The organism is Cupriavidus sp. 207A1 (genome assembly GCF_057798955.1).
This window is the reverse complement of the sequence record NZ_JBYOJO010000001.1, coordinates 493,800-519,774: the sequence shown is the minus strand read 5'-3', so window position 1 is coordinate 519,774 and position 25,975 is coordinate 493,800. Positions and strand designations below refer to the sequence as shown.

The window sequence follows — 25,975 nt, the reverse complement described above, 5'->3', positions numbered from 1 at the left end:
TTGCTGCTCGGGTTGCTGCGCTGGGTGGGCATCACCGCCACCATCAGTTGCCGGGATGGTCCGCCTGCATCTCGCGTTCCTGCAGCGCGCGCCACAGGATCTTGCCGGTGGCCGACTTGGGCAGCGCCTCGACCACGTCGACGATGCGCGGCACCTTGTACGCGGCCATGTGCTCGCGGCACCAGGCCATGATGCGTTCGGGTTCGGCTTCCGCCGTGCCGCGCGCGTCAGGGCGCAGCGCCACCACCGCCTTGACGGTTTCGCCGCGGCGCTCGTCGCGCGCCGCGATCACGCAGGCTTCGTGGATGGCCGGGTGGCCGTACAGCATGTTCTCCACCTCGGCCGGCCAGACCTTGTAGCCCGACGCGTTGATCATGCGCTTGAGGCGGTCGCGCATGAAGAAGTAGCCTTCCTCGTCCATGAAACCCAGGTCGCCGGTGCGCAGGAAGCGCTTGCCGTCGAGCTCGATGAAGGTGGCGGCGTTGGCGTCTTCGTTGTGCCAGTAGCCCTGCATCACCTGGCCGCCGTGGACCACGATCTCGCCGGTCTCGCCGTGGGGCAGTTCGCGCAGCGTCTCGGGGTCGACCACGCGCGCGTCCACGCCGAAGGTGGCGATGCCCAGGCATTCGCGCTTGGGCTGGTTGCGCGGGTTCGACAGGATGAAGGCCGCGGTCTCGGTCATGCCGTAGGCCTCGACATAGGGCAGCCCGAAGCGCTGCTGCAGCATGTTGGCCACGGCCTCCGGCATGGCCGCGCCGCCGCCGCCGACGTACGCCAGGCTGGACAGGTCGCGCGCATCGATGCCGGGCTGGGAGAAGAAGTCCACCATCATCGCCGGCGGCGCGCCCCACACCGAGACGCGGTAGCGCTCGATCAGGTCCGCGGCCAGCGCGCGGTCCCAGCGCGGCATCAGCACCACCGTCGCGCCCAGGTAGAGCGGCGAGTTCATGCAGTTCTGCATGCCCAGCAGGTGGAACATCGGCGCCACCGCCAGCACCACCGATTCGGCCGAGCCGCCACGCCAGATCACCGAACCGGCGGCCGCGGTCATCAGCGTGCCGTGGGTATGCATGCAGCCCTTGGGGTTGCCGGTGGTGCCGGAGGTATAGGCCAGCATGCACAGTGTGTCGTGCCCGGCCTGGTGCGGCAGCGGCCGGTGCCCCGCGCCGCTGGCGGTGTCCCAGGCCACCGGCATCGCGCCCGACGGCGCGGCCTGCGGCGCGGGCGGCGGCTCGCGCAGCCAGGCCGGCACCTGCAGGCCGCCGTCGTCGCGCAGCATGCCCGCGTAGTCGTGCAGGATCACGTGGCGCAGCGCCGGGCCGTGCAGCGGCGCCATGCGCGGGTACAGCTCGCAGCCGGCGAAGGCGGCGACCGCGCCGCTGTCCTGCACCACGTGGGCGAGCTCGGCTTCCAGCCACATCGGGTTGGCGGGCACGACCACGCCTTCGGCGCGCAGGATGGCGTAATAGGCAATGATGAACTGCGGGCAGTTCTGGCTGAACAACACCACCCGGTCGCCGGGCTGGATGCCGCAGGCCTGCTGCAGGTAGCCGGCCATCCGCTCGATCTCTTCGCGCAGCTCGCCATACGAGATCGCGGTGCCGAAGTACTGGATCGCGGTCTTGTCCGGATAGCGCTGCGCCGCGACCTCGACGTTGTAGAACAGGCTGGTGCGCGGCGTATGCAGCGTCGCCGGCAGGCCGGGCGGCCAGGCGGGGGAACGGAACGGCTGGGCAGTGCGTGGGGCAGGGCTTGTAGCAGGCTTCATTGCAGCAATAGCGAGTCAGATGCGGATCGGATACGGGTCAAGCGGAACAGCTCAGTCCAGGCGGATATTGCGCGTGCGGATCACCTTGCCCCAGCGCACGTAGTCGGCCTGGACGGTCTGGGCGAACGCGTCGGGCGTGCTGCCGGTCAGGATCACGCCAAGCTCGCTCATGCGCTTGCGCACGTCGGGCTGGGCCAGCACGCGGTTGACGTCGGCGGAAAACTTCTCGACGATCGGGCGCGGCGTGGCGGCCGGCAGCAGCAGGCCGAACCAGCCCATGGCGTCCATGCCTTCGATGCCGGCCTCGCGGAAGGTGGGGACGTCCGGCAGTTGCGGCGCGCGCGCGGGTCCGGTCACCGCCAGCGCGCGCAGGCGGCCGGTGGCGACATGGGGCTTGGCGCCCATCACCGAGATCACCGCGGCCGGCACCTGGCCGCCGAGCAGGTCATTCAGCTCCGGCGCCTCGCCCTTGTACGAGACATGGAGCATGTCGATCTTGGCGGCGTCGTTGAAGACTTCGCCATACAAGTGGCCGCTGGAGCCCGCGCCGAACGAGCCATAGGAGAACTGCCTGGGCTTGGTGCGCACCAGCGCGATAAAGTCCTTCAGGTTGGTGGCCGGCACGGCGCTGGTATTGACCGCGAACACCAGGTTGGTGGTGCCGAGTTCGGACACCGCGGCAAAATCCTTCACCGGGTCATACGGCGCGCGCGCATACAGGCTCGGCGCCTGCACCAGCGGCGTGATCGTCAGCAGCGCGGTATGGCCGTCGGCCTCGGCACGGGCGACCACTTCGGCGCCCAGCATGCCGCTGGCGCCCGGGCGGTTCTCCACCACCACCGGCCGCTTCCACTGCTTGCCCAGGCCCTCGGCCAGCGCGCGCGCCAGCACGTCGGTGGCGCCGCCGGCCGGGAACGGCACCACCATACGCACGGTGCGTGCCGGGAAGTCAGCCTGGGCGTGGGCCACGCCCGCGCCCAGCATGCCGGCTGCGAGTCCGCTCCACGCCAGCAATCCGGCGCCGAGGCGGCCCAGGGTACGGCGACGCGGACTACGCTCTCCACTACGACGATCTGCCTGCATGTGCTGTCTCCTTTGGTTTTCCGTGGGCGGGCACGGGCTTTTGCCGCGTTGCAGGATCCGCCCGGGCCGGTGGGCCGGCCTTGTAGAGGTACTTGCCGGAGAGTGCGCGATGCTGCGGTGCGTGGACAATGACCAGACGCGCCAAAATGATTGGCCGAATCGCTCAGGCGGAAGGCAGGCTTTGGCAAATCCCGATTGTGCGGCGCCGCGCGGGCTTGCTAAGGTGGCGCCATGATGTGGCCAGAGGGCTGAAAGGCCTGGAGAGGCCGGCACCGGCGCGTCGCCGTGACGAGGAGACCCATGCAAACAGCCGTTCTGCCATCGCTGCGCCCGCCGATGCCGGGCAAGCCGCACATTGCCGGCCACGCGCTGCCGGAGGCGCGCCTGCGCGAAGCCGGCAGCCCGGCGGCTTCGGGTGCTACGGTGGAACCACCCGCGCCGGCTCGCCACACCATCGCCATCCAGCATGTGACGCATATCCTGCAGGGCGCGCGGCGGCTCGGCTACGACATCGATGCGCTGCTGCGCCGCGCCGACATCTCGCCGGCCCTGCCGGCCTCGCCCAGCGCGCGCGTGACGCAGGGCCAGTATGCGGCCCTGATCCGCACGCTGCGCCGGGTCATGCGCGATGAGCTGTGGGGCCTGCTGGACCGGCCCGTGACGCCTGGGGTGTTCGCGCAGGTGTGCCGCAGCCTGGTCCATTGCGCCACGCTCGAGGACGCCATCCGCACCGGGCTGCGCCTGTACCGCCAGCATATCGACGCCTTCGCGCCGCGCCTGCATGTGGGCGTCGACGGCAAGACCGCGGCGGTGGTGCTGCATCCGCGTGCGCCCGCGTCGGCGTGCCGCAGCTTTGCCGAATCGACCTTTGTGTTCCATGCCTATGCGCTGGTCAGCTGGCTGGTGGCCGGGCAGATCCCGCTGACGCGGGTCGACCTGAGCGCCGCCGCGTCGCAGGGGCGCACCGATACCGAGCGCGTATTCAAGGCCGCGGTCAGCTACGGGCAGCCCGTTACCGCCCTGCACTTCGACGCCGCCTCGCTGCGCCTGCCGGTGATGCAGGACGCCGCCAGCCTGCGCGACTTCCTGCGCGAGACCCCGCGCAACCTGCTGATCCGCTACCGCGACAACAGCTGCCTGGCGGAACGCATCCGGCAGCACCTGCGCTCGCACCTGGACGACGAACTGCCGTCGCTGGAGCAGATGGCGCAGCTGCTGCGGCTCACGCCGCAGACCCTGCGCCGCCGCCTGCGCGACGAAGGGCGCGGCTACCAGAGCATCAAGGACAGCCTGCGGCGCGACGTGGCCATCGGCATGATGGAGCGTCCCGGCATGACGCTGCAGGACGTGGCGCTGCGGCTCGGTTTTTCCGAGCCGAGCACGTTCCACCGCGCCTTCAAGAAATGGACCGGCGTGGCGCCGGGGGAATACCGGATGCGCGGCATGCGCAAGGAAGGCGTGCCGGCGGCCTAGCCGGCGATGGCGCAGCCGGCGGCTTACTCGAGCCGGATCTCGCCGTCGAAGCGCGCCTGCAGCTTTATCGCCGCCAGCTCCAGCGTCACCGACACCGGCAGGTGCTCGTTGCCGGCCAGCGAGCCGTCGGCCACGGCGCGGGCGACGGCCTGCTCGATCTCGCGCTGGGAATTCACCCCGACCACCTTCAGGAACTTGCGGATGCTGAGGTTGAAGGTTTCTTCGTCCATGGCTGTCTCCGGGAAGGACGCGGCATGCGGCCGCTACCCGGACAGCCTACGCCAGTGACGCAATCCCTGCAGCGGCACGCCGGCCCGCGCGCTTGACGCGGCGGCCGGCACGCGCTCAGACCACGCCTTGCTCGCGCAGCCGCGCGATGCGCTCGGCCGACAGGCCCAGCACCGTCTGCAGCACCTGCTCGGTATGCTGGCCCAGGCGCGGTGGCGGCGCATCGTATTGCACCGGGGTGGCCGACAGCCGCAGCGGGCTCTTGACGGTCGGGCACAGGCTGCCGTCGTCGCGCACCAGGTCGACCTGCAGCTCGCGATGCCGCACCTGCGGATCTTCCAGCACCTGGCCATAGTCGTTGATTGGCCCGCACGGGATGCCCTGCGCTTCCAGCGCCTGCACCCAGTGCGCGGTCGGCCGCGTGCGCATATGCGCCTCGAGCAGGGGCACCAGCGTGTCGCGGTGGATGATGCGGCCGGGGCCGGTGGCAAAGCGCTCGTCGGCGGCCAGGTCGGGACGCTCGACACCGCGGCAATACGCCTGCCACTGCCCGTCGTTGCCCGCCGCGACGATCATGTAGCCGTCGGCGGTGGCGAACACATGGTAGGGCACCATGTTGGCGTGCGCGTTGCCGTAGCGCGGCATGGCCTGGCCGGTCACGCGCTGCGCGATGATGGGGGTGGCGCCGACCGCCACCACCGCGTCGAGCAGCGCCATGTCGATATGCTGGCCCTCGCCGGTGCGTTCGGCATGGCGCAGCGCGGCCAGCACGGCCACGGTGGCGTACATGCCGGTCAGCATGTCGACCACCGCCACGCCCACCTTCTGCGGCCCGCCACCGGGCAGGTCGTCGCGCTCGCCGGTGACGCTCATCAGGCCGCCCAGGCCCTGGAAAATAAAGTCGTAGCCGGGCTTGTGCGCGCTCGGCCCGGTCTGGCCATAGCCCGTGATCGAACAGTAGACCAGTGCCGGGTTCACAGCCTTCAGGCTGTCATAGTCCAGCCCGTAGCGCTTCAGGTCGCCGACCTTGTAGTTCTCCAGCACGATCTGCGACTTCGCGGCCAGCTCGCGCACGATCTGCTGCCCCTGCGGGCTGGCGATATCGAGCGTGACCGACTGCTTGCCGCGGTTGGCGCCGGCAAAGTAGGTGGCGTCGCGCGACGGCTGCCCGTCCGCGCCGGGCAGCCACGGCGGCCCCCACGAACGGGTATCGTCGCCGGCGCCGGGGCGCTCGACCTTGATCACCTCGGCGCCCAGGTCCGCCAGGTTCTGCGCGCACCACGGGCCGGCCAGGATGCGCGACAGGTCCAGCACGCGCACGCCGGCAAGCGCGCCGCGCACCGGGGCTTGGCCGGCCGTCATCAGATCGGGTCCCAGCTGATCACGTCGGGCGAGCGCTCCAGCTTGAAGAAGCTGCTGCGCATCGCCGGCATGGCGACCTCGCCCACCGACTCCGGCGTCCAGCCCTCGCTCATATGGACCGAGCGCACCGGACGCGGCTGGCTCATCAGGATGATCTCGTTGGCGCGCACCGCGAAGATCTGGCCGTTGACCTCGCTCGCCGCCGGGCTGGCCAGGTAGACCGCGACCGGGCCGATCTTGCCGGCTTCCATCTTTTGCAGCTTGGCCACGCGCGCCTTTTCTTCCGGCGTTTCGGCGGGGATCGAGCTGGTCATGCGGCTCCACGCGAACGGCGCGATGCAGTTCGAGCGCACGTTGAAACGCTGCATGTCCAGCGCGATCGACTTCGACAGCGCGGCGATGCCCAGCTTGGCCGCCGAATAGTTGGCCTGGCCCAGGTTGCCGATCAGGCCCGAGGTGGAGGTCATGTGCACGTAGGCGCCGCTCTCCTGGTCCTTGAAGTAGTTGGCCGCGGCGCGGCTGACGAAGAAGGTGCCGTTCAGGTGCACGTCGATCACCGAGCGCCATTCTTCCTCGTTCATCTTGAAGAACATGCGGTCGCGCAGGTTGCCTGCGTTGTTGACCACGGCGTCGATGCGGCCGAAGTTGTCGAGCGCGCATTGCACGATGGCGTTGGCGCCGGCCCAGGTCGACACGCTGTCGGTGCTGGCCACGGCTTCGCCGCCGGCGGCGCGGATTTCCTCGACCACGCGCTGCGCGGGCCCGGCGTCGCCGCCCTCGCCGGTCATCGACACGCCCAGGTCATTGACCACCACCCTGGCACCGGCGGCCGCCATGGCCAGCGCGATGCCGCGCCCGATCCCACCCCCGGCGCCCGTCACCAGCGCAACCTTGCCTGCCATCAAACCGCTCATTGCATGTCTCCTCTGAACTCGACCTCTGAATACTTTTTGTGCGGTCACCGACCGCAAACCCGGTGAAACAGCCTCCGCGCAGCGGGCCACGCCCGCCGCTGCGGTCAATCCGGATGTCCACGCCGCAGCGGATACGATAAATTGACGCCCGAGCCTTTGGAATTCACGAATCACAAAACTGGCCTTTGGCCTGACAGAAGCCCATGCATTACGACCTGACCGACCTCCGCCTCTTCCTGAATGTCGGCGAGACGGAGAACCTGACCCGTGCCGCCGAGCGCAGCTTTCTGTCGCTGCCCGCCGCCAGCACGCGGATCAAGCAGCTGGAAGAGGCGTTCCAGACACAATTGCTGATCCGCCAGGTCAAGGGCGTGCGGCTTACGCCGGCCGGCGACGCGCTGCTGCGCCACGCGCGCGAGGTCTTCCGCGAACTCGAATGCCTGCACGCGGACCTGCGCCCGTATGCCAAGGGCGTGAAGGGGCGCGTGCGGCTGCTGGCCAACACCACCGCGACCAACTCGTTCCTCGCCACCGGCGTGTCGCGTTTCCTCAGCGAGAACCCGGACGTGGATATCGAGCTGGAAGAGCACCTGTCGCAGGAGATCGTGTCGGCAATCAGCGCGGGCGCCGCCGACCTCGGCATCGTCGCCGGCGAGGTTGCCACCCAGGACCTGGATGCGATGCATCTGTGCAGCGACGCGCTGATCGTGATCGCGCCGGTCAACCATCCGCTGCCGACCTTCAAGCGGCTGCATTTCGCCGACCTGCTCGATACCTGCCGCTTTGTCGGGCTGAACCAGTTCAGCGCGATCCAGTCATTCCTCGACCGCATTGCCGCCGGCATGGGCAAGCGCATCAGCCTGCGCATCCAGGTGGGCAGCTTCGATGCGGTATGCCGCATGGTCGAGGCCGGCGCCGGCATCGCCATCGTGCCCAACAGCTGCGCGCGCCGCTATGCCAGCCGCAAGGTGCTGCGCTTTATCCCGCTGGAGGACGAATGGGCCAGGCGCGAGCTGCGCCTGGTGCGCCGGCCGGGGCGCGAACTGCCGCAGTTCGCCGAAACCCTGATCCAGTACCTGGTCGACGCCGCGCGCGAGCCCGTCTAGAGCGCCGCGCGGTTTCAGCCTGCGCCGGGCGCGCCGCCCAGGACCATCAGCGCCGCCAGCGGACGCAGCGACACCACCATCACCAGCAACAGCAGGCCCATGGCGAACACGCCCGGCCAGCTGGTGCGGCCGCGGCGTTCCAGCGAGTCGTTCACCAGTTCGGGCGAGTAGTGGTACTCGCGCACATGGCGGATGGTGGCCTCGGCGTGCCAGCGGTACAGCTCATTGCCGTACAGCCCCAGCAGCAGCGCCATCGCGTACAGCAGCGGCCGGCCCGCCATCGGCAGCTGCAGGCCGAACAATGCATGCAGCAGCGGCTCGGCGCCGACGATCAGCGCATAGACGCCCACCTGCCAGTACATGCGCCGGTAAGCCATCCAGAACGGGCCCAGCAGGCACGCCGCCCAGTTCCACGAGATGCCGCCGTGGGTTTCTGCTACCGACCAGCGCTCGCCGTAGTACGGAAAGCGCGGCCCCACGAATGCGGCCAGCGCCGCGTCGTCACGGATCGATGCATGCATGCCAACCTCCCCTCTGCTGCGTCGGCGGCGCCCTGGCTTCGCGGCGCAACCTGTGCCACAGCATAGGGCGCGCGGGGCCCCGGCTGTGTGCGCCGGCGCGCATTCGGCGCGCGTTGGCCGCGCGAACACCGAGAAAAAGCGTGGATTGGCGCGCAAGGGCACAGACCGGCGCACCGGTCCGTGGTGCGGCGACGTTACTTCCAGCGCTGCAGGATCTGCAGGATGACCAGAGTGAACACCGTGGCGATCACCGCCGTGGTGTCGCGCCCGAGCCCGGCCGCCACGCCGATCGCTGCCACCATCCAGATGCTGGCAGCGGTGGTCAGGCCCTTGATATGGGCTTCGTCGTTCTGCTTGAGGATGGCGCCCGCGCCGAGGAAGCCGATGCCGGCGATCAGCCCCTGCAGCACGCGGCTCATGTCGGCCAGCGGCACGCCCGCCTGCAGCGGCACCAGCACGAACAGCGCCGAGCCCAGCGCCACCAGCATGTGGGTGCGCAGCCCCGCCGCCTTGCCCGAGGACTCGCGCTCATAGCCGATCACGCCGCCGAGCAGCACCGCCATGAACAGCCGCACCAGGATGCGGGTGGCCTCGGCCGCGTCCGGCACATCGGCAAATTCCGCGCGAAGGGTACGGAAGATCTCGGTCCAGACAGACTCCATCGCCAACCTCCGGGGACTAGGGTGCAGGCCTGAGCGTAGCACGGCACACCTGGCACGCGGCAAGACTTGTGCGGCACATCCGTAGTCCCTGCGGCGTGTGCGGCGGCGTCCTACACGGCAAGCGGAAGCTCCCCGACAGTCCCGCCCGCGCGGCATTCCTATATTGGAATCACCAACCACAGTCCTCCCATGGAGTTGCACCATGCCCTATATCCTCGCCTGGCTACTTGGTGTTCCGGCCTTTGTCCTGGTCCTGATCTGGCTCTTCGTCCACTGATCGGCAGGCGGTGCCACGGCACCGGCCCACCCTCCACCGGCGCCCCGCGCGCCACACCTGCACGCCCGGTTCGCCGGGCGTCTTGCATGGTGGCGCGGCCTTCGCTGCGACGCTTGCTGCCCACCTAAGCCGGCCCTAAGCCGCTCTTTCGCAAATCCGAATTTCAGCGTGCAGGGGGCTCGGGAATAATGGCCTCCAGTTCCAATCGACCCGGCCACCATGCACGCAGACCAGGATCCCGACCAGCTGTACCCCGAAATCCGCGAGGCGGTGCGCAGCCTGTGCGCGGGCTTCGATTCGGCGTACTGGCAACGGGTGGAAGAGCAGGAAGCCTTTCCCGAAAGCTTTGTGCAGGCGCTGACGCAGGCCGGCTGGCTGTCGGCGCTGATTCCGGAAGCCTATGGCGGCTCGGGGCTGTCGCTGACCGCGGCGTCGGTCATCATGGAGGAAATCAACCGCAGCGGCGGCAATTCCGGCGCCTGCCACGGGCAGATGTACGTAATGGGCTGCCTGCTGCGCCATGGTTCCGACGCGCAGAAGCAGCGCTGGCTGCCGGCCATCGCCTCGGGCGAGCTGCGCATGCAGTCGATGGCCGTGACCGAGCCCAGCACCGGCACCGACACCACCAAGCTGAAGACCACCGCGGTGCGCCAGGGCGACAAGTACATCGTCAATGGGCAGAAGGTCTGGATCTCGCGCGTGCAGCACTCGGACCTGATGCTTCTGCTGGCGCGCACCACGCCGCTGGACCAGGTCAAACGCAAGTCGGACGGCCTGTCGGTCTTCGTGGTCGACCTGCGCGACGCCATCGGCAAGGGCCTGACCGTCAAGCCGATCCGCAACATGGTCAACCACGAGACCAACGAGCTGTTCTTCGACAACCTGGAAGTCCCCGCCGACAACCTGATCGGCGAGGAAGGCAAGGGTCTGAAGTACATCCTCGACGGCCTCAACGCGGAGCGCATCCTGATCGCCGCCGAGTGCATCGGCGACGGCTACTGGTTCGTCGAGCGCGCCAGCAACTACGCGCGCGACCGCATCGTGTTCGACCGCCCGATCGGCCAGAACCAGGCCGTGCAGTTTCCGATCGCGCGCGCCTATGTCAACGTCGAGGCGGCCAGCCTGATGCGCTACCAGGCGGCGCGGCGGTTCGACGCCGGCAGGCCCTGCGGCAAGGAAGCCAATATCGCCAAGCTGCTCGCCGCCGATGCCTCGTGGGAAGCCGCCAACGTCTGCCTGCAGACGCATGGCGGCTTCGGCTTCGCCGCCGAATACGACATCGAGCGCAAGTTCCGCGAAACCCGCCTGTACCAGGTGGCGCCGATCTCCACCAACCTGATCCTGTCCTACGTGGCCGAGCACGTGCTCGAGTTGCCGCGTTCGTTCTGAGAACCCTACATGTCCCACTCCTCCCAAGGCATCCGCCCGCTCGACGGCATCCGCGTGGTCTCGCTCGAGCACGCCGTGGCCGCGCCTTTCGCCACGCGCCAGCTGGCCGACCTGGGCGCGCGCGTGATCAAGGTCGAGCGTCCCGGCGTGGGCGACTTCGCGCGTGGCTATGACCAGTCGGTGCACGGCCAGGCCTCTTACTTCGTCTGGCTCAACCGGGGCAAGGAAAGCCTGGCCCTGGACCTGAAGGACAATGAAGCGCAGGCCATCCTGCACCGCCTGCTGGCCGATGCCGACGTGCTGGTGCAGAACCTCGCCCCTGGCGCCGCCGCCCGCATGGGCCTGGATTTCGACACCCTGCACGGCAAGTACGAAAAGCTGATCGTCTGCGACATCTCCGGCTACGGCGACTCGGGCCCCTATCGCGACAAGAAGGCCTATGACCTGCTGATCCAGGCCGCCGCCGGCCTGGTGGGCCTGACCGGCGGCCCGAACGAGCCGTCGCGCGCCGGGGTGTCGATCGCCGACATCGCGGCCGGCATGTACGCGTACAGCGGCATCCTCTCGGCGCTGCTGCAGCGCGGCCGCACCGGCCAGGGCCTGCGCGTGCAGGTGACCATGTTCGAGGCGATGGCCGAGTGGATGAACCAGGTGCTGTATTTCGGTCACTACGGCGGCACGCCGCCGGCGCGCTTCGGCGCCTCGCATCCGACCATCGCCCCGTATGGCGTGCATCGCACCAGCAATGGCAGCGTGATCTTCAGCGTGCAGAACGAACGCGAGTTCGCCAACTTCTGCGAGATCGTGCTCGGCGATCGCGCGCTGGCGCAGGACGAGCGCTATTCCAGCAATACCGCGCGCGTGCGCAACCGCCCCGAACTGACCGCGCTGATCGAGGCGCGCTTTGCCTCGCTGACGGTGGCGCAGGCCGAGGCGCTGCTGGACCAGGCGCAGATCGCCAATGCGCCGATGAACGACATCGAGGCGGTGTGGAACCATCCGCAGCTGCAGGCGCGCCAGCGCTGGCGCGAAGTCTCCACCCCGAACGGCCCGATCGGCGCGCTGCTGCCGCCCGCCAACCTGTCGGGCGTCGAACCGGTCATGGGCGACGTGCCGGCGCTGGGCGCGCATAGCCGCAGCATCCTGGCCGAGCTGGGCTACGGCGAGACCGACATCGACGCCCTGGCTGACAAGCGCACCATCTGAGCCAATACCGGCGCCCGGCCAGCCGGGCGCCCTTCTTTTTCCGCAAGCACTGTTCAATCTCCGGAGCCGGCATGAGCCAAGCCGCAGACACCACTTACCCGACCCGCCAGCTTTGCGAATTCCTGGCCAACCTCAAGCTGGCCGACGTGCCCGCGCCCGTGATCGAGCGCACCAAGGACCTGTTCCTGGACTGGATTGCCTCGGCCATCGCCGGCAAGGACGCCCCGGCCGTGCGCAAGCTGCAGGAGTTCGCCGCGGCCATGGGCCCGTCCGACGGCGCCGCCGAAGTGCTGGTCGACCGCCGCCGTACCTCGCCCTACTTCGCCGCGCTGATCAACGGCGCGTCCTCGCACGTGGTCGAGCAGGACGACGTGCACAACGGCTCGGTGCTGCATCCGGCCGCGGTGGTGTTCCCGGCCGTGGTCGCCGCCGCGCAGGCCGAGGGCAAGACCGGTGCCGAGGTGCTGCTGGCGTCGATCGCCGGCTATGAAGCCGGCATCCGCATCGGCGAATTCATGGGCCGCTCGCACTACCGCGTGTTCCACACCACCGGCACCGTCGGCACGCTGGCCGCCGCCGCGGCGGTGGCCAAGCTGTTCGGCCTCGACGCCGAAGGCATCAACCAGGCGCTGGGCTCGGCCGGCACGCAGGCCGCCGGCCTGTGGGAATTCCTGCGCGACGCCGCCGATTCCAAGCAGCTGCACACCGCCAAGGCCGCCGCCGACGGCCTGCAGTCGGCGTGGCTGGCGCGCGCCGGCTTTACCGGCGCGAAGCAGATCCTCGAAGGCGCCCAGGGCATGGCCGCCGGCATGTCGAGCGATGCCAACCCCGCCTGCCTGACCGATGGCCTGGGCACGCGCTGGGCCACCGCGGAGACCTCGTTCAAGTTCTTCGCGTCGTGCCGCCACACCCACCCGGCTGCCGATGCGCTGAAGGCGCTGATGCAGCGCGAAGGCGTTGCCGCCGACCAGATTGCCAGCGTCACCACGCATGTGCACCAGGGTGCCATCGACGTGCTCGGCCCGGTGGTCAATCCCGCCACCATCCACCAGGCCAAGTTCTCGATGGGCACGGTGCTGGGGCTGGTGGCCGTGCATGGCCACGCCGGCCTGGGCGAGTTCGAGCAGCATGCGCTGCAGGACCCCGCGGTGGCCGCGTTCCGCGGCAAGGTCGACATGGAGCTGGATGCCGAGATCAACGCCGCCTACCCGCGCCAGTGGATCGGCCGCGTGACGGCAAAGACCACCGACGGCCGCACGCTGGCCGCGCGCGTCGACGTGCCCAAGGGCGATCCCGACAACACGCTGTCGCGCCCGGAACTGGAAGCCAAGGCGCTGCAGCTGGGCGCGTTCCGCCAGGGCGCCAGCGAGGCCGAAATGCGCGCCATCATCCAGCGTGTGTGGGCACTCGAGCAGGCCCCGAACGTCAACGACTGGCTGCCCGCCGCGCGCTGAGGATCGCCATGTCCACCGCCGTTACCTACCTGTTCGTGCCGGGCGACCGGCCCGAGCGCTTCGACAAGGCCGCCGCCGCCGGCCCCGATGTGATGATCCTCGACCTCGAGGACGCGGTCCACCCGGACGCCAAGCCCGCCGCGCGCGAAGCCATCGCCGCATGGCTGGCCCGCCGGCCCGGCGCCAACGCCTTCGTGCGCATCAACGACAGCGCCTCGCCTGCCTTTGCCGCCGACCTGGCCTGGCTGCGCGCGCTGCCCCCGGGCACCGCGCTGGCCGGGCTGCTGGTACCCAAGGCCGAGGATGCCGCCGCGCTCGACACCATCGCCCAGGCCCTGCAAGCGATCAGCCCGCAGGGCGAACTGGTCGCCATCATCGAGACCGCGCTGGGCCTGCACCAGGTCGATGCCGTGGCAGCGGCCAGCGGCGTGGCGCGCCTGGCCTTCGGCTCGCTCGACTATGCGGTCGACCTGGGCTGCAGCCACACCCGCGACGCCCTCGCCTTCGCGCGCGCGCGCATCGTGCTGGCCTCGCGCGTGGCCGGGCTGCCGCCGCCGGTCGACGGCGTCACCACCGCGCTCAAGGACGAAGCCGTGCTCGCCGGCGATGTCGCCTACGCACGCGAACTCGGCTTTGCCGGCAAGCTGTGCATCCACCCGGCGCAACTGGGTGCGGTCCGCGCCGGCTTCCTGCCCAGCCCCGAGCAGCTCGACTGGGCCCGGCGCGTGCTCGACGCCACCGCCAGCGGCAGCCACGCGGTGCAGGTCGATGGCAAGATGGTCGACCGGCCCGTGATCGAGCAGGCCCGCCGGCTGCTCGCGCTGGCGCCATAGCGCACCCTCCGACTCCCCTCATGCATCTGAAGGCCACCTGCCATGACTGACGCCACTTCTGAACTCGAACGCCTGCGCGGCTGGATCGGCCGCAGCGAAACGCGCACCGAAACGCTGTCGCCGGAACCGGTCGCCGGCCTGGCCGCCACCTTCGACCTCGACCCCGAAGCCATCGCCGCCGGCCCGCTGCCGCCGCTGTGGCACTGGCTCTACTTCCTGCCGCGCGCGCCACAGCGCGAACTCGGCCGCGACGGCCATCCCACCCTCGGTGGCTTCATGCCCCCGGTGCCGCTGCCGCGCCGCATGTGGGCCGGCAGCGAAGTCAGCTTCAACCATCCGCTGCATATCGGCGACACCGTCACGCGCACCTCCACCATCCGCGACGTCCAGTACAAGACCGGCCGCACCGGCGAGCTCTGGTTCGTCGCCGTCGACCACGAACTGACCGTCAACGGCAACACCGCCGTCAACGAGCGCCACGACATCGTCTACCGCGCCATGCCGGACCCCACCAAGCCGCAACCGCCACGCCCGCGCCTGGAGCAGACCGCGCAATGGCAGCGCACGCTGCAGGCCGATCCGGTCATGCTGTTCCGCTATTCGGCGCTGACCTTCAACGGCCACCGCATCCACTACGACCGCCAGTACACGCGCGAGGTCGAAGGCTATCCCGGCCTGGTGGTGCACGGCCCGATGCAGGCCATGCTGATGCTGGACCTGGTGGCGCGCGAGCAGCCCAAGGCACGCGTGCGCCGCTTCGGGTTCCGAGGGCTGGCGCCGTTGTTCGACCAGGACACCATCACGGTCGGTGGCGCGGCTAATCCGGCGCAGCCGGGGCGGCTGGAGCTGTGGACGGGGGATGATGCTGGCGGGCAGGCGATGCAGGGGTGGGCGGAGGTGGAGGGGTAAAAATAAGCGCGGCCGGGGATGCTGCAGTCGGACTTATCCGTCCGCTTGCCAGCGTTGCGCCGTCTCGCCGATGCGCGCCCCGGCTTGTGTTATCGGCCGATTGCCAGGCGAACGGGCTTGCCAATTCGGCTCAACATCTCGACCAGTGTGTCGATGGTGAACTTGGACGTCTTTCGGTTCACGACGTCGGACACGCGCGGACGAGACACCATCAGGATTTCTGCAGCGTCCGCCTGCTTCAGGTGATGCTGCTCGATCCATGCAGCCAGCTCGTCCATGAGTTGTTCCTTCAACTGCAAAGTGTCGTTGATCTGCTTTTTCGACGCGGCCTGCAGCCGCTTGGCTTCCGCCGGCGGAAAACCCAGTTCCAGGAACAGGTTGGCGCCCGGCTTGGTGACGTGGCGAATCTGGGTGTCGATCTTCATGGTTTGCCATTCCTCGCGTTGACGAATCCGCGGCGCGCTTCGTGCAGGTCGGCACGAAGCCTCGTGGGCCGCGATTGATTAACCGACCATCGCCTCCTCAATTCCCTCCGCGACGTCTTCTACCTTGTCGGCCAGCAATCCAAGGGACGCTTGACACAGCCCTCGCAAGGCATCCAACGTAGCCGCCTGCAAGGCTACGCTCCCCTCTTCCTGTGCATCGCATTCGCTGTGAGTCACCAACGTCAGCACGCATGCGGTGCCTCGCGCAACCGCATCGGCCTGGTCCAGCAGATTCAATAACAAGAGTTGCCGAGGAACAGGCAGCGCGTCCTTACGCGCTGCACGGCGGGTTTCGGGACTGAACCGCGAAAGAGAATCATCTAGTCGAGGCGGGATGAAGGCGTTGGGTTCGATGGTGGACTGGTGCATTGTTGACCTCCGTAAGGTAGAAGAAGAGGTCGCGTCAACCAGGTTCTCACTCCCGGCTTCTGCTATGTCAGAAGCCCAGCCAGTCTAGAGCCGCTTGCCGTTCACAATCAAGGCGCAGATTGTGAAGGATGGATACGTCGCGTCAATCGTAGAAGTTACCAAGCTCAGCGTAGCGCTAAGAGTAAACCGGATGGTCTACTTCGTTGAAGCGCCGGCCCTCACCCCCGCCCCTCTCCCGCAAGCGGGAGAGGGGAGCAAACAAGCGGGAGGAAACACGCTGTTGGGATCGCACGCGACAGCGCGGTGCGAGCGCAGCGACGCACTCCGTGCCAGAGCCGTAGACCTAAGATAGGGAGCGCGCGCAGCGCAGCCGAAGGCGTCCCACCGATAGCGCCAGCAGCAGGCTGCCTACACCCTGTTGGGATCGTTCAAAAGTGGGTGATCGCAGGCACCACCCCTGACTCACATAGCGTTAGCAGGATCGAACGGCCACCCACGCCAAACGGAAATCACCACCGCCCGACCCACCAACACCGCGGAATTGATTGCCAGCCGCACAGGCGACGCGTTTCTTGCCTACTTCTTGGCGCTCGGCCAAGAAGTAGGTCGCCGGCTACGCCGGCGAAACAGCCACGCCAGTCAAGAGCGCTCATCCAAAAATACACCCGCGCCCCCCCAACAACAACAAGGCCGGCTTCCCGCCGGCCCCATCGCGCCAACCAAGAAAATCCTTTCAATCCGCCTGAATATTCGCCTTCTTCACCACCCCACCCCACAACGCCAGTTCCCGCTGGATCCGGTCCCCCAGCGCCTTGGGCGTGCTGATGTTGACGTCATACCCCCCGGCGGTCATCCGCTGCCGGAAGGCCGCATCCTCCCCCACCGCCTTCTGCGCCTTGACCAGCTTGTCCACCACATCGGCCGGCAGCTTCTGCGGTCCCACCAGCGCGTACCAGCCGGTCAGGTCATAGTCCTTCTGGCCCGACTCGATCATGGTCGGCACGTTGGGCAGCGCCGGGTTGCGGGTCTTGGACGTGACCGCCAGCGCGCGCACCTTGCCGCCGTTGATATGGCCGATGGCGGTGCCGGTGATGTCGAACATGAACGTGACCTTGCCGCTCATCACGTCGGCCATCGCCGGCGCGTTGCCCTTGTACGGCACGTGCAGCATCTTCACGTTGTTCATCTGTGCCAGCAGTTCCGCCGACAGGTGATTGGACGCACCCACGCCGGCGGAGCCGAAGGAGACGCCCTCAGGGTTCTTGCGGGCGTAGGCGACCAGCTCGCCGACGTTTTTGGCGGGGAAGTCCTTGTTCACCAGCAGCACGTTGGTGTAGTCGGTGATCAGGCCGATGTAGGTGAAGTCCTTGACCGGATTGAAGTTGACCGAGTGCTGGATCAGCGGCGTCATGGTCATGGTGGGACTGGCGACGAAATACAGCGTGTAGCCGTCCGGCGCCGCCTTGGCGGTCATGTCGGCGGCGATTGCGCCGCTGGCGCCGGCGCGGTTGTCGACCACCACCGGTTGCTTGAGCACGCGGCCGAGCTGCTCGGCGTAGATGCGTGCGGCGGTATCGACCGGGCCGCCGGGCGCGTAGCCCACCAGCAGCTTGACCGGGCGCGACGGGTAGGCGTCCGCGGCCCATGCCGCGCCCTGCAGCAGCAGCGTGGCGGTCAGTGCCGCCAGCGTCTTCCATGTTTTCATTTGTAATCTCCTCCAGGATGGCTTATTGCCCGGGGCCGCGTGCCCCGGGGGCTTAGTCGAGCATGGCGCGCAGCGGCTGCTTGAGCAGCTTGCCGCTCGCCGTGGTCGGAATCACGTCGACGGTGCGGACTTCGGCGGGCCGCTTGTACGGCGCGAGGCTGTCGCGCAGATAGGTGTCCAGCGCCTTGCGGTCGAGCTCGGCGCCTTCCTGCAGTTCGATGAAGGCCACCACCTCTTCGTTGCCGTCGGCCGTGGTACGCCCCACCACCGCGGACTGGCGCACGCCGGCAAAGGCGTTGATCACCGACTCCACTTCGATCGGGTACACATTGAAGCCGGAACGGATGATCAGGTCCTTGGAGCGGCCGGAAATGAACAGCGCGCCGTCGGCGTCGAGATAGCCAAGGTCGCCGGTATTGAGCCAGCCGCCCGGCAGCAGCGCCTCGGCGGTCTGTTCGGGATTGCGGTAGTAGCCGACCATCACGCCCGGGCCGCGCACGCGGATCTGGCCGCGTTCGCCGGCTGGCAGCGGCTTGCCTTCGGCGTCGGTGATGGCGATCTCCACGCCTTCGACGATATAGCCGGCCGAGCAATCGGCGCGCGGCGCGTCCATGCGCGTGATGAAGAGCGAGCCGGCGTATTCGGTGATGCCGTAGCCGTGGTGCAGCGGCTGGCCGAACAGCGTTTCGACGTCGCGCTTGAGGGTGGGATCGAGCGGCGCGCCGCCGGTATAGAGGTAGCGCAGGCGCGGATAGGCGCCCGGCTTCGCGCCCAGCGCGGGCGCCACCGCCATGATGCGCGTGAACATGGTCGGCACGCCCTGCAGGATGGTGACGCCGGGCGCAGCCAGGGCCTCGAACACTTCATTGGCGTCGAAGCGCGGGCGCAGGAACAGGCTGGCGCCGGCGTACAGCGTGGCCATCAGCACGGTGGCGATGCCGAAGATATGCGACATCGGCAGCGCGCCGTAGGCCACGTCGGCGGGGCCCATGTCGCGCGAGGTGGCGGAGATGCGCGCAAACTGCGTCAGCCCCGCGTGCGGCACCATCACGCCCTTGGGCGCGCCGGTGGTGCCGGAGGTATAGATCAGCGTGGCGACGCGGCGGGCCAGCTCGGCAGGTTCGCGCTGCGGGGCACGATCTGCACGCGCCACGCGCATGCCATCGTCATAGACTGCGCAGCCAGTGGCCTGCGCACCCAGCCGCTCGCCGTGCGCCGCGGCCACGTCGGAAACATGGCCGGTGAACAGCACCAGCGCCGGCTGCGCGTGGCCGCGGATATTGTCGATCTCGCGCGCGGACAGGCGCGCGTTGACGTTGATCGGCCACGCGTGCAGCAGGCTGCAGGCGAACAGCGTGACCACCATCTCGTTGCAGTTCTCGCCCACGACCATGACCCGGTCGCCCTCGCCTGCGCCCTGCGCCGCCAGCCAGTCACGCGCGGCTTCGATGCGCCGCCACAGCTCGCCATAGCTGACGACGGTACCGTTCTCGTACAGGCATGGGGCCTGCGGGGTCTGCGCGGCCCAGTGGGCCGGGATCTCGTGGATGAATTGGGGGCGGAAGGAAGACATGGTGCTGGGGATCTCTCGAATGCGAGCTGAGTCGGATATGCGGCGGAATGCACCCGGCCACATCAAAACCGGCCGCATCAGTTTGCGGCAACCCTCGCGCCGCAGCCATTTGGAATTCACTAAGGTCGTGTTCGTCCATGCGAGGGTCCGCACGCTGGCGCCCATGGCAAGCGTTGCCGGGTGCGCCTGGTTCCGCCTGCGCGAAGGACGCCTTCCGGATTGATAAAGCAACGAATCCCGGCCCGCCAATACAATCGGCCGGCACAGCAAGGGCTTGCGCCATGGCGCGCCGCACAACCCGGCAACACTGCCGGTTCGCGCGCCGGTCCGGCGCGGCCCGCGTACCACAGGGGACATTCAGATGGATTTGCGTTTCACCGCCGAGGAACAGGCCTTCCGCGAGGAAGTCCGCGCTTTCGTGCAGGCAAAATTGCCGGAAGACATCCGCAACAAGGTGCTCAACCACCAGCGCGTGGAGAAGGACGACTACGTCCGCTGGCACCGCATCCTGCAGGCGCAGGGCTGGGGCGCGCCCACCTGGCCGAAGCAATGGGGCGGCACCGGCTGGACCGCGCTGCAGCGCCTGATCTTCGAGATCGAGACCTTACGCGCCGGCGCGCCGCGCCTGCTGCCGTTCGGCCTGACCATGATCGGCCCGGTGCTGATGAAGTACGCCAGCCCGGAGATGCAGCAGCGCTTCCTGCCGCGCATCCCGGGCGTGGAAGACTTCTGGTGCCAGGGCTACTCCGAGCCGGGCTCGGGTTCCGACCTGGCCTCGCTGAAGACCCGCGCGGTGCGCAAGGGCGACAAGTACATCGTCAACGGCCAGAAGACCTGGACCACGATGGCGCACTTCGCCGACTGGATCTTCTGCCTGGTGCGCACCGATCCCGAAGCCAAGGCGCAGGAAGGCATCTCGATGCTGCTGATCGACATGAAGTCGCCCGGCGTGACGGTGCGCCCGATCACCACGCTCGACGGCGGCCACGATGTCAACGAGACCTGGTTCGAGGACGTGGAAGTGCCGGTCGAGAACCTGGTCGGCGAAGAGAACCGCGCCTGGACGTACGCCAAGTACCTGCTCGGCCATGAGCGCACCGGCATCGCCGGCATCGGCCATTGCCACCGCGAGCTGCGCCAGCTCAAGCACTACGCCGCGCAAGCCACCGACGGCGCCGGCCGTCCGCTGATAGAGGACGTGCGCATGCGCGACAAGATCGCGCGCGTCGAGATGGACATCATGGCGCTGGAGATGCTGCTGCTGCGCGTGGCCACGCAGGCCGCCGGCACGCCGGGACCCGAAGCATCGATCGTCAAGATCCGCGGCTCCGAGGTGCAGCAGGACCTGGCCATGCTGATGATGGAAGTGGCCGGCCCCAATGCCTGGCCGTACTCGCCCGACTGGCTCGAGCCCGGCGCCACGCAGCCGGTGTCCGGTCCGGAGTGGGCCGCGCCGGCGGCCTCCACCTACTACGACATGCGCAAGACCTCGATCTACGGCGGCGCGACCGAAGTGCAGAAGAACATCATCTCCAAGATGATCCTGGGTTTCTGAAGGGATAGCTGACATGGACTTTACCTACAGCGAAGAGCAGCAGATGCTGGCGGACAGCCTGCGCCGCTTCATCGATACCGAATACACCTTCGAGGCCCGCCGCAAGAGCGCGCGCCAGGGCGAAAGCCTGGATCGCGGCGTGTGGAACAAGCTGGCCGAGATGGGCGTGCTGGGCCTGACCGTGCCGGCGGACTTCGGCGGCTTCGGCGAAGGCCCGGCCAGCCAGCTGGTGGTGCAGCGCGAGCTGGGCCGCGGCCTGGTGCTGGAGCCGGTCACGCCCAGCGGCGTGATGGCCGCCGCCATCCTGTCCGCCCACGGCAGCGATGCCCAGAAGCAGGAGTGGCTGCCCGCGATCGCGTCCGGCGAGCGCATCGTCACGCTGGCCTACCTGGAGCCGACCACGCGCTACCGCCCGGAATCGGCCCGCGCCAGCGCCGAGCGCAGCGGCGACGGCTATGTGATCAGCGGCAGCAAGAGCGTGGTCTGGCACGGCGCCGCCGCCGACGCCTACCTGCTGACCGCGCGCGTCTCGGGCAGCAACGAGATCGCGCTGTTCCTGGTGCCGCGCGACAGCAAGGGCCTCACGGTGACCGCCTACCCGACCATCGACGGCCAGCGCGCCGCCGACCTGTCGCTGCAGAACGTTGCCGTGCCGGCCAGCGCGCTGGTGGGCCAGCCCGCCGACGGCCTGGCGGCACTGGGTGTCGGCCTGGAGCACGGCATCGCCGCGCTGTGCGCCGAGGGCGCGGGCGCGATGGAAAAGCTGATCCAGATCACCGGCGAATACCTGGGCACGCGCCAGCAGTTCGGCAAGCCGCTGGCCAGCTTCCAGGCGCTGCAGCACCGCATGGCCGACATGCTGGTGCAGAAGGAGCTGGCGCTGTCGATGGCCTACGTCGCCGCGCAGGCGCTGGACGAGACCGATCCTGCCGCGCGCCGCCGCATGCTGTCGGCGGCCAAGGTGACGGTGGCCCGCGCCGGCCGCTTTGTCGGCCAGCAGGCGGTGCAGCTGCACGGCGGCATGGGCATGACCGACGAGCTGTCGGTGGGCGACTACTTCAAGCGCCTGACCATGCTGGACCAGCTTCTGGGCGACAGCGATTACCACCTGCAGCGTTTTGGGGAAGTGATGGAGGCTTGATTCAGGCCCTTGCGACCTGTCAGGACTACGGAGGCCGGGCACTTGCCCGGCCTTTTTGTTGCCTGGCCTCAACCTAGGGGAAATCCACTAGTCCGTTCCAACGATTCCCGGCCGCGGCGCCGTCACTACCCTGTGACCACAGGCACGGACGTCGCCGGCCATTCCCAAGGAGCGAGACTGCAATGACATCCACTACACATCGACTGCTGCGCGGCGGCCTGCTGGTGACCAGCATGGCACTGGCCGCGGCATCGTGGGCGAAGGTCACCCCCGAAGACCTCAAGCAGCTTGACGGCAACCTCACGCCGATGGGCGCCGAGCGCGCCGCCAGCAAGGACGGCGATGTGCCGGCCTGGAGCGGCAAATGGCTGGGCACGCCGCCGCAGGTCAAATACCAACGTGGCGAGCGCTACCCGGACCCGTACGGCGACGAGAAGCCGCTGTTCGTCATCACCGCGCAGAACATGGCGCAGTATGCCGAGCGGCTGACCGAAGGCCAGAAGGCGATGTTCAAGAAGTACCCCGACACCTTCAAGATGCCGGTGTATCCCAGCCATCGCGATTTCCGCTACGAAGACGCGGCCTACAAGGACATCCGCACCTACGCCACCACCGTCAGCATGACCCCCGACGCCAACGGCCTGAAGGATGCTGGACCGCAGGTGCCCTACCCGATCCCGAAGACGGCGATGGAGCTGCTGTGGAACCAGCGCTTCTCGTCGGCCATCGGCGCCGAGAAGGCGCAGTATGACCAGGCCGTGGTCTATCCCAACGGCTCGATCGCCTGGGGCCGGGTCTCGTACAACATCTTCTCGCCGCGCAATCACGGCAAGTTCGACCCTGAAAACAAGCTCAACGACCGCTCCTTCTTCCGCACCGCCACCGACCTGCCGCTGCGCGACCGCGGCCAGGTGATCGTCGGCTATGCGGTGTGGGACCAGGAGGGCTCGGACACCAACCGGACCTGGATCTACAACCCGGGCACGCGGCGCGTGCGCCAGGCGCCGGAGTTCGGCTTCGACCAGCCGCAGGGTCCCGGCGGCTTCCGCACCGTGGATGACGACCGCCTCTTCAACGGCTCCGGCGAGCGCTACAACTGGAAGATCGTCGGCAAGAAGGAAATCTACGTCCCGTACCACAACTACAAGCTGCTGAGCGCCTCCGTCAAGTACAAGGACCTGCTCACCAACGGGCACGCCAATCCGGACGTGATGCGCTACGAGCTGCACCGTGTATGGATCCTGGAGGCCACGCTCAAGTCCGGCTTCCGTCACCAGTATGCCAAGCGCGTGCTGTTCCTGGACGAAGACAGCTGGCAGGCCCTGGCCGCCGACAACTACGACGGCCGCGGCCAGCTGTGGCGCACCAACCTGCAGGCTTCGGTCTATGCCTATGATGCGCGCCGCTACTACCCGACCACCACGTTCTATCATGACCTGATCTCGGGCGCGTACCTGGCCGACCGCCTGACCAACGAAGGGCCGATGCCGAAGCTGAACAACAGCCCGGAGTTCAGCGAGGCCTTCTTCTCGCCGGACGCGGCGCGCGGATCGGGTACCTGATTGCGGCATTAGTGCAGGCCGGGCGCGCCGATTGCGCCTGGCAACGCTTCAAAGGGCCTGCGGGCCCTTTATTGCTTTGCGGCGTATCGAAGGCGGCTAGATGGAGTGCGGGCGACGGGCCAAGGCGGTGTTGGTGGTTCGGGCGGTGGCGACTGACGGCGTGGCGGTTGGTGATTCGACCCTGCTGACGCTACCTGGATGTGCTGGCGTTCGAGGTCGGATGGACGAACCCGAGGTTGGTCCGGTGGCAGCTGCTGGCGAGGTTATTGGTGGGACGCCTTCGGCTGCGCTGCGCGCCGCCCTGTCTCAGGTCTTCGGCTCTGGCACGGAGGACGTCGCTGCGCTCGCACGCGTTGTATGAACCAAAAAAACGCCGGCCGCATTGTTCCACGCCGGCCGGCGAAGTGCTACTGGCGTCCACCTGGAGCCATGCGGCGCGGCCCGCGCGCATCGTCCACGCGCGCGAACGGCCTCAGAACCTCAGCGGCCGCTGCGCGGCATCCAGCCCGCCATCGATGAACAGCACGCTGCCGTGCAGGTAAGCCGCCTGCGGGCCGCACAGGAAGGCGATCAGCTCAGCCACTTCCTCCGGCCGGGCGCGGCGGCCCAGCGGCGCAACGAAATCACGGATGGCATCGCCGTAGCGCGGATCCGCCAGCCCGGCCTGCAGCAGCGGCGTTTCCACCGCGCCCGGCGCCACCACATTGAGGCGCACACCCGCCCGCCCCCACGCCAGCGCGCGTTGCCTCGCGGCGGCCGTCACCGCATGCTTGGAGCTGGCGTAGGCAATGTATCCGGCCTGGTCGCGCGTGGCTTCGGCCTGCGCGGCAGCGGCCAGCATGGCCAGCACGCCAGCCTCGTCATTGGCGAGGTAAGCGTCGCGCAGCGGGCTGCCGTCCCATGACTGCAGCGTTGCCGAGTTGGAAGACACTACCACGGCGCACGGCTGCGTGCCCTCGCGCAGCGCATCGAACAAGCCATCCAGCAACGCCACCACGCCGAAGTAGTTGACCGATGCCACCAGCGTGGCCGGGTCGACATGCGGGCCCAGGCCGGCGCAGCAGACCAGCTGGTCGATGCGGCCGCCCGACTGCGACAGCACGGCATCGATCGCCGCGGCGCGGCCTGCTTCGGTGGAAAGATCGGCCAGGATGTCGGCGTCGCGCAGGTCGACCCCGATCACGCGGCAGCCGTCGGCCAGCATGCGCCGGCGCACCGCCGCGCCCATGCCGGACGCGGCGCCGGTAACGATCACGGTTTTCATGGTCAGTCCTCGAACACGTGGCGCAGCGCCGGCGGCTCGATATTGCCCGGGTTCATCTCGACCACGCGCCGTGCCACGCTGGACGGCCGCACCTGCTCGACGTCGGTATAGAACTGCTGGTACCAGTCGCGCATCTGGTACATCGGCCCGTCGCCTTCGCACAGCAGCGGGTTGTCGATGCGGATCTTGCTGTCCCAGATCGCCACGTCCTCGTAGAACGCGGCGCGGGCCTGGTCGACATAGGCCTGCGCCATGGCGCGGTTCTGCTCGTCGGACAGACCGGGGACCTTCTTCACCAGCACGCCATAGCGCAGCACGAAGCTGTTCAGGTCGATCGGCACATGGCAGTTCAGCAGCACCGAATGGATCTCCTGGTCGCCCATGCGCCCGCTCATGTCGGTGATGTGGTAGGCCGGACCGAAGTACGTGGACAGCGCCGTCAGCTGCGAGTCGCCGGAGAGCCGCGCGCTGCGCCCGATCATCAGCTGGGTGGCCTTGTGGTCCTCGAACAGGTTGGCGAAGTAGTCCACCGGCGCGCCATGGACGGTGCCGAAATGCGCCATGTCGGAGATATTGTCGACCAGCTCGCGGCAGTTGGTGCGGATCACCATCTCGTCCATGGCCCAGTCGGACCACTCGTCCGAGAAGCAGGCGTCGATACGCGGGATGGCGACTTCCGGCGGTGCCGGCCGGCCCTCGGGATCGTGCCAGATAAACAGCAGGCGGTTCTGCTCGCAGGTCTCCCAGGCGCCGATGCGCGCCTTGGGCGGCACCCGCTTGCAATAGGGGATGGACTTGCACGCGCCGTCGCCGCCCCATTGCCAGCCGTGGAACGGACATACCAGGTTGTCGCCCTGCACGGTGCCGGTGCTGAGGTCGGCGCCCATGTGCGGACAGTGGCCGTCGATCACGCGGATGGCGCCGGTCGAGTCGGCAAATGCCGCCAGGCGCCTGCCGAAGATGTCCAGCGTGTGCGGCTTGCCGTCGCGGTAGCTGTCGGCCAGGCCCAGGCAATGCCAGCCGCGCGCGTAGCGGGCCTCGGGCGGGCGCGATTCGATCTTGTAGCCTTGAACGCTCATGGCGTCTGTCTCCTTGAAATCCCGTGGGACCTTCAAGATAGGGGCGTCCGGCCCGGC

At 68.3% G+C, this 25,975-nt stretch carries 23 protein-coding genes; 10 read left to right on the top strand and 13 right to left on the bottom strand.

Going from position 1 to position 25,975, the window contains the following annotated elements; translation table 11 throughout:
- Positions 1–43: 43 nt before the first annotated feature.
- Positions 44–1,768 (bottom strand): long-chain fatty acid--CoA ligase, encoded by a 1,725-nt coding sequence (locus AC3FMM_RS02355; RefSeq protein WP_414249001.1) that lies wholly within the window; start codon positions 1,766–1,768, stop codon positions 44–46.
- A 51-nt stretch (positions 1,769–1,819) separates the two neighbouring features.
- On the bottom strand, positions 1,820–2,851 hold the full coding sequence (locus AC3FMM_RS02350; RefSeq protein WP_115712572.1) for a Bug family tripartite tricarboxylate transporter substrate binding protein: 1,032 nt from the start codon (positions 2,849–2,851) through the stop codon (positions 1,820–1,822).
- A gap of 300 nt (positions 2,852–3,151) precedes the next feature.
- Between AC3FMM_RS02350 and AC3FMM_RS02345 the strand changes: the two genes are divergently transcribed.
- Complete coding sequence (locus tag AC3FMM_RS02345) at positions 3,152–4,324, top strand: AraC family transcriptional regulator (protein WP_326348139.1); 1,173 nt, start codon at positions 3,152–3,154, stop codon at positions 4,322–4,324.
- Positions 4,325–4,347: 23 nt separating this feature from the next.
- Here AC3FMM_RS02345 and AC3FMM_RS02340 read toward each other — a convergent pair whose 3' ends face one another.
- From AC3FMM_RS02340 to AC3FMM_RS02330, 3 genes are all read right to left on the bottom strand, one after another.
- The gene (locus AC3FMM_RS02340) at positions 4,348–4,554 is read right to left on the bottom strand and encodes a DUF6494 family protein (protein WP_115712569.1); all 207 of its coding nucleotides are present in this window, start codon (positions 4,552–4,554) and stop codon (positions 4,348–4,350) included.
- Positions 4,555–4,669: 115 nt separating this feature from the next.
- Positions 4,670–5,914 (bottom strand): CaiB/BaiF CoA transferase family protein, encoded by a 1,245-nt coding sequence (locus AC3FMM_RS02335; protein WP_115712567.1) that lies wholly within the window; start codon positions 5,912–5,914, stop codon positions 4,670–4,672.
- Positions 5,914–6,828 carry an SDR family NAD(P)-dependent oxidoreductase gene (locus tag AC3FMM_RS02330; protein ID WP_115681571.1) on the bottom strand — a complete coding sequence of 305 codons (915 nt, stop codon included), beginning with the start codon at positions 6,826–6,828 and terminating at the stop codon, positions 5,914–5,916. The genes AC3FMM_RS02335 and AC3FMM_RS02330 overlap by 1 nt, the downstream gene beginning before the upstream one ends.
- Positions 6,829–7,031: 203 nt before the next feature.
- Between AC3FMM_RS02330 and AC3FMM_RS02325 the strand changes: the two genes are divergently transcribed.
- Positions 7,032–7,934, top strand: a complete 903-nt coding sequence (locus tag AC3FMM_RS02325; protein ID WP_012355383.1) for a LysR family transcriptional regulator — start codon at positions 7,032–7,034, stop codon at positions 7,932–7,934.
- Positions 7,935–7,948: 14 nt separating this feature from the next.
- Here the strand turns inward: AC3FMM_RS02325 and AC3FMM_RS02320 are convergent, their stop codons facing one another.
- Positions 7,949–8,455 (bottom strand): DUF2628 domain-containing protein, encoded by a 507-nt coding sequence (locus AC3FMM_RS02320; RefSeq protein ID WP_240071751.1) that lies wholly within the window; start codon positions 8,453–8,455, stop codon positions 7,949–7,951.
- A gap of 194 nt (positions 8,456–8,649) precedes the next feature.
- Entirely contained in the window at positions 8,650–9,117 is a 468-nt protein-coding gene (locus AC3FMM_RS02315; protein ID WP_115712563.1) for an MgtC/SapB family protein, read from the bottom strand.
- A gap of 496 nt (positions 9,118–9,613) precedes the next feature.
- On the opposite strand from AC3FMM_RS02315, the gene AC3FMM_RS02310 reads away from it, so the two are divergent.
- The 5 genes from AC3FMM_RS02310 (at position 9,614) to AC3FMM_RS02290 (ending at position 15,185) form a co-directional block, all read left to right on the top strand.
- A complete protein-coding gene (locus tag AC3FMM_RS02310; protein WP_116313570.1) occupies positions 9,614–10,783 on the top strand; it encodes an acyl-CoA dehydrogenase family protein in 1,170 nt (389 codons plus the stop codon).
- Between the two features lie 9 nt (positions 10,784–10,792).
- The gene (locus tag AC3FMM_RS02305) at positions 10,793–11,989 is read left to right on the top strand and encodes a CaiB/BaiF CoA transferase family protein (protein WP_115712560.1); all 1,197 of its coding nucleotides are present in this window, start codon (positions 10,793–10,795) and stop codon (positions 11,987–11,989) included.
- Between the two features lie 71 nt (positions 11,990–12,060).
- Complete coding sequence (locus tag AC3FMM_RS02300) at positions 12,061–13,443, top strand: MmgE/PrpD family protein (protein WP_115681575.1); 1,383 nt, start codon at positions 12,061–12,063, stop codon at positions 13,441–13,443.
- 8 nt (positions 13,444–13,451) lie between these two features.
- Positions 13,452–14,276 carry an HpcH/HpaI aldolase/citrate lyase family protein gene (locus AC3FMM_RS02295; RefSeq protein WP_116313569.1) on the top strand — a complete coding sequence of 275 codons (825 nt, stop codon included), beginning with the start codon at positions 13,452–13,454 and terminating at the stop codon, positions 14,274–14,276.
- Between the two features lie 42 nt (positions 14,277–14,318).
- Positions 14,319–15,185 carry an HTD2 family dehydratase gene (locus AC3FMM_RS02290; protein WP_115712556.1) on the top strand — a complete coding sequence of 289 codons (867 nt, stop codon included), beginning with the start codon at positions 14,319–14,321 and terminating at the stop codon, positions 15,183–15,185.
- Positions 15,186–15,274: 89 nt separating this feature from the next.
- Here the strand turns inward: AC3FMM_RS02290 and AC3FMM_RS02285 are convergent, their stop codons facing one another.
- The 4 genes from AC3FMM_RS02285 to AC3FMM_RS02270 form a co-directional block, all read right to left on the bottom strand.
- Positions 15,275–15,610 carry a helix-turn-helix domain-containing protein gene (locus AC3FMM_RS02285; protein ID WP_115681578.1) on the bottom strand — a complete coding sequence of 112 codons (336 nt, stop codon included), beginning with the start codon at positions 15,608–15,610 and terminating at the stop codon, positions 15,275–15,277.
- Between the two features lie 78 nt (positions 15,611–15,688).
- Positions 15,689–16,039, bottom strand: coding sequence for a hypothetical protein (locus AC3FMM_RS02280; protein ID WP_147299331.1), 351 nt, complete (start codon positions 16,037–16,039; stop codon positions 15,689–15,691).
- Between the two features lie 733 nt (positions 16,040–16,772).
- Positions 16,773–17,744 (bottom strand): Bug family tripartite tricarboxylate transporter substrate binding protein, encoded by a 972-nt coding sequence (locus AC3FMM_RS02275; RefSeq protein WP_116313566.1) that lies wholly within the window; start codon positions 17,742–17,744, stop codon positions 16,773–16,775.
- A gap of 52 nt (positions 17,745–17,796) precedes the next feature.
- The gene (locus AC3FMM_RS02270) at positions 17,797–19,317 is read right to left on the bottom strand and encodes a class I adenylate-forming enzyme family protein (protein WP_326348129.1); all 1,521 of its coding nucleotides are present in this window, start codon (positions 19,315–19,317) and stop codon (positions 17,797–17,799) included.
- A 361-nt stretch (positions 19,318–19,678) separates the two neighbouring features.
- Between AC3FMM_RS02270 and AC3FMM_RS02265 the strand changes: the two genes are divergently transcribed.
- The 3 genes from AC3FMM_RS02265 (at position 19,679) to AC3FMM_RS02255 (ending at position 23,575) form a co-directional block, all read left to right on the top strand.
- Entirely contained in the window at positions 19,679–20,872 is a 1,194-nt protein-coding gene (locus AC3FMM_RS02265; RefSeq protein ID WP_115681583.1) for an acyl-CoA dehydrogenase family protein, read from the top strand.
- Positions 20,873–20,885: 13 nt separating this feature from the next.
- Positions 20,886–22,013, top strand: a complete 1,128-nt coding sequence (locus AC3FMM_RS02260) for an acyl-CoA dehydrogenase family protein (RefSeq protein ID WP_116313564.1) — start codon at positions 20,886–20,888, stop codon at positions 22,011–22,013.
- Positions 22,014–22,195: 182 nt separating this feature from the next.
- A complete protein-coding gene (locus tag AC3FMM_RS02255; protein WP_115699839.1) occupies positions 22,196–23,575 on the top strand; it encodes a DUF1329 domain-containing protein in 1,380 nt (459 codons plus the stop codon).
- Between the two features lie 472 nt (positions 23,576–24,047).
- Here AC3FMM_RS02255 and AC3FMM_RS02250 read toward each other — a convergent pair whose 3' ends face one another.
- Positions 24,048–24,839 carry an SDR family oxidoreductase gene (locus AC3FMM_RS02250; protein ID WP_115712543.1) on the bottom strand — a complete coding sequence of 264 codons (792 nt, stop codon included), beginning with the start codon at positions 24,837–24,839 and terminating at the stop codon, positions 24,048–24,050.
- A 2-nt stretch (positions 24,840–24,841) separates the two neighbouring features.
- A complete protein-coding gene (locus tag AC3FMM_RS02245; protein WP_115712541.1) occupies positions 24,842–25,918 on the bottom strand; it encodes a 3-ketosteroid-9-alpha-monooxygenase, oxygenase component in 1,077 nt (358 codons plus the stop codon).
- Positions 25,919–25,975 lie beyond the last annotated feature (57 nt).

Excerpts from the sequence above, each read along its gene's own strand:
- AC3FMM_RS02245 (WP_115712541.1), bottom strand. The coding sequence starts at position 25,918 with ATGAGCGTTCAAGGCTACAAGATCGAATCGCGCCCGCCCGAGGCCCGC.
- AC3FMM_RS02310 (WP_116313570.1), top strand. The coding sequence starts at position 9,614 with ATGCACGCAGACCAGGATCCCGACCAGCTGTACCCCGAAATCCGCGAG.
- AC3FMM_RS02250 (WP_115712543.1), bottom strand. The coding sequence starts at position 24,839 with ATGAAAACCGTGATCGTTACCGGCGCCGCGTCCGGCATGGGCGCGGCG.
- AC3FMM_RS02270 (WP_326348129.1), bottom strand. The coding sequence starts at position 19,317 with ATGTCTTCCTTCCGCCCCCAATTCATCCACGAGATCCCGGCCCACTGG.
- AC3FMM_RS02305 (WP_115712560.1), top strand. The coding sequence starts at position 10,793 with ATGTCCCACTCCTCCCAAGGCATCCGCCCGCTCGACGGCATCCGCGTG.
- AC3FMM_RS02265 (WP_115681583.1), top strand. The coding sequence starts at position 19,679 with ATGGATTTGCGTTTCACCGCCGAGGAACAGGCCTTCCGCGAGGAAGTC.
- AC3FMM_RS02255 (WP_115699839.1), top strand. The coding sequence starts at position 22,196 with ATGACATCCACTACACATCGACTGCTGCGCGGCGGCCTGCTGGTGACC.
- AC3FMM_RS02285 (WP_115681578.1), bottom strand. The coding sequence starts at position 15,610 with ATGAAGATCGACACCCAGATTCGCCACGTCACCAAGCCGGGCGCCAAC.
- AC3FMM_RS02295 (WP_116313569.1), top strand. The coding sequence starts at position 13,452 with ATGTCCACCGCCGTTACCTACCTGTTCGTGCCGGGCGACCGGCCCGAG.
- AC3FMM_RS02325 (WP_012355383.1), top strand. The coding sequence starts at position 7,032 with ATGCATTACGACCTGACCGACCTCCGCCTCTTCCTGAATGTCGGCGAG.
- AC3FMM_RS02350 (WP_115712572.1), bottom strand. The coding sequence starts at position 2,851 with ATGCAGGCAGATCGTCGTAGTGGAGAGCGTAGTCCGCGTCGCCGTACC.
- AC3FMM_RS02300 (WP_115681575.1), top strand. The coding sequence starts at position 12,061 with ATGAGCCAAGCCGCAGACACCACTTACCCGACCCGCCAGCTTTGCGAA.
- AC3FMM_RS02335 (WP_115712567.1), bottom strand. The coding sequence starts at position 5,914 with ATGACGGCCGGCCAAGCCCCGGTGCGCGGCGCGCTTGCCGGCGTGCGC.
- AC3FMM_RS02320 (WP_240071751.1), bottom strand. The coding sequence starts at position 8,455 with ATGCATGCATCGATCCGTGACGACGCGGCGCTGGCCGCATTCGTGGGG.
- AC3FMM_RS02355 (WP_414249001.1), bottom strand. The coding sequence starts at position 1,768 with ATGAAGCCTGCTACAAGCCCTGCCCCACGCACTGCCCAGCCGTTCCGT.
- AC3FMM_RS02260 (WP_116313564.1), top strand. The coding sequence starts at position 20,886 with ATGGACTTTACCTACAGCGAAGAGCAGCAGATGCTGGCGGACAGCCTG.
- AC3FMM_RS02345 (WP_326348139.1), top strand. The coding sequence starts at position 3,152 with ATGCAAACAGCCGTTCTGCCATCGCTGCGCCCGCCGATGCCGGGCAAG.
- AC3FMM_RS02290 (WP_115712556.1), top strand. The coding sequence starts at position 14,319 with ATGACTGACGCCACTTCTGAACTCGAACGCCTGCGCGGCTGGATCGGC.
- AC3FMM_RS02275 (WP_116313566.1), bottom strand. The coding sequence starts at position 17,744 with ATGAAAACATGGAAGACGCTGGCGGCACTGACCGCCACGCTGCTGCTG.
- AC3FMM_RS02330 (WP_115681571.1), bottom strand. The coding sequence starts at position 6,828 with ATGAGCGGTTTGATGGCAGGCAAGGTTGCGCTGGTGACGGGCGCCGGG.
- AC3FMM_RS02280 (WP_147299331.1), bottom strand. The coding sequence starts at position 16,039 with ATGCACCAGTCCACCATCGAACCCAACGCCTTCATCCCGCCTCGACTA.
- AC3FMM_RS02315 (WP_115712563.1), bottom strand. The coding sequence starts at position 9,117 with ATGGAGTCTGTCTGGACCGAGATCTTCCGTACCCTTCGCGCGGAATTT.
- AC3FMM_RS02340 (WP_115712569.1), bottom strand. The coding sequence starts at position 4,554 with ATGGACGAAGAAACCTTCAACCTCAGCATCCGCAAGTTCCTGAAGGTG.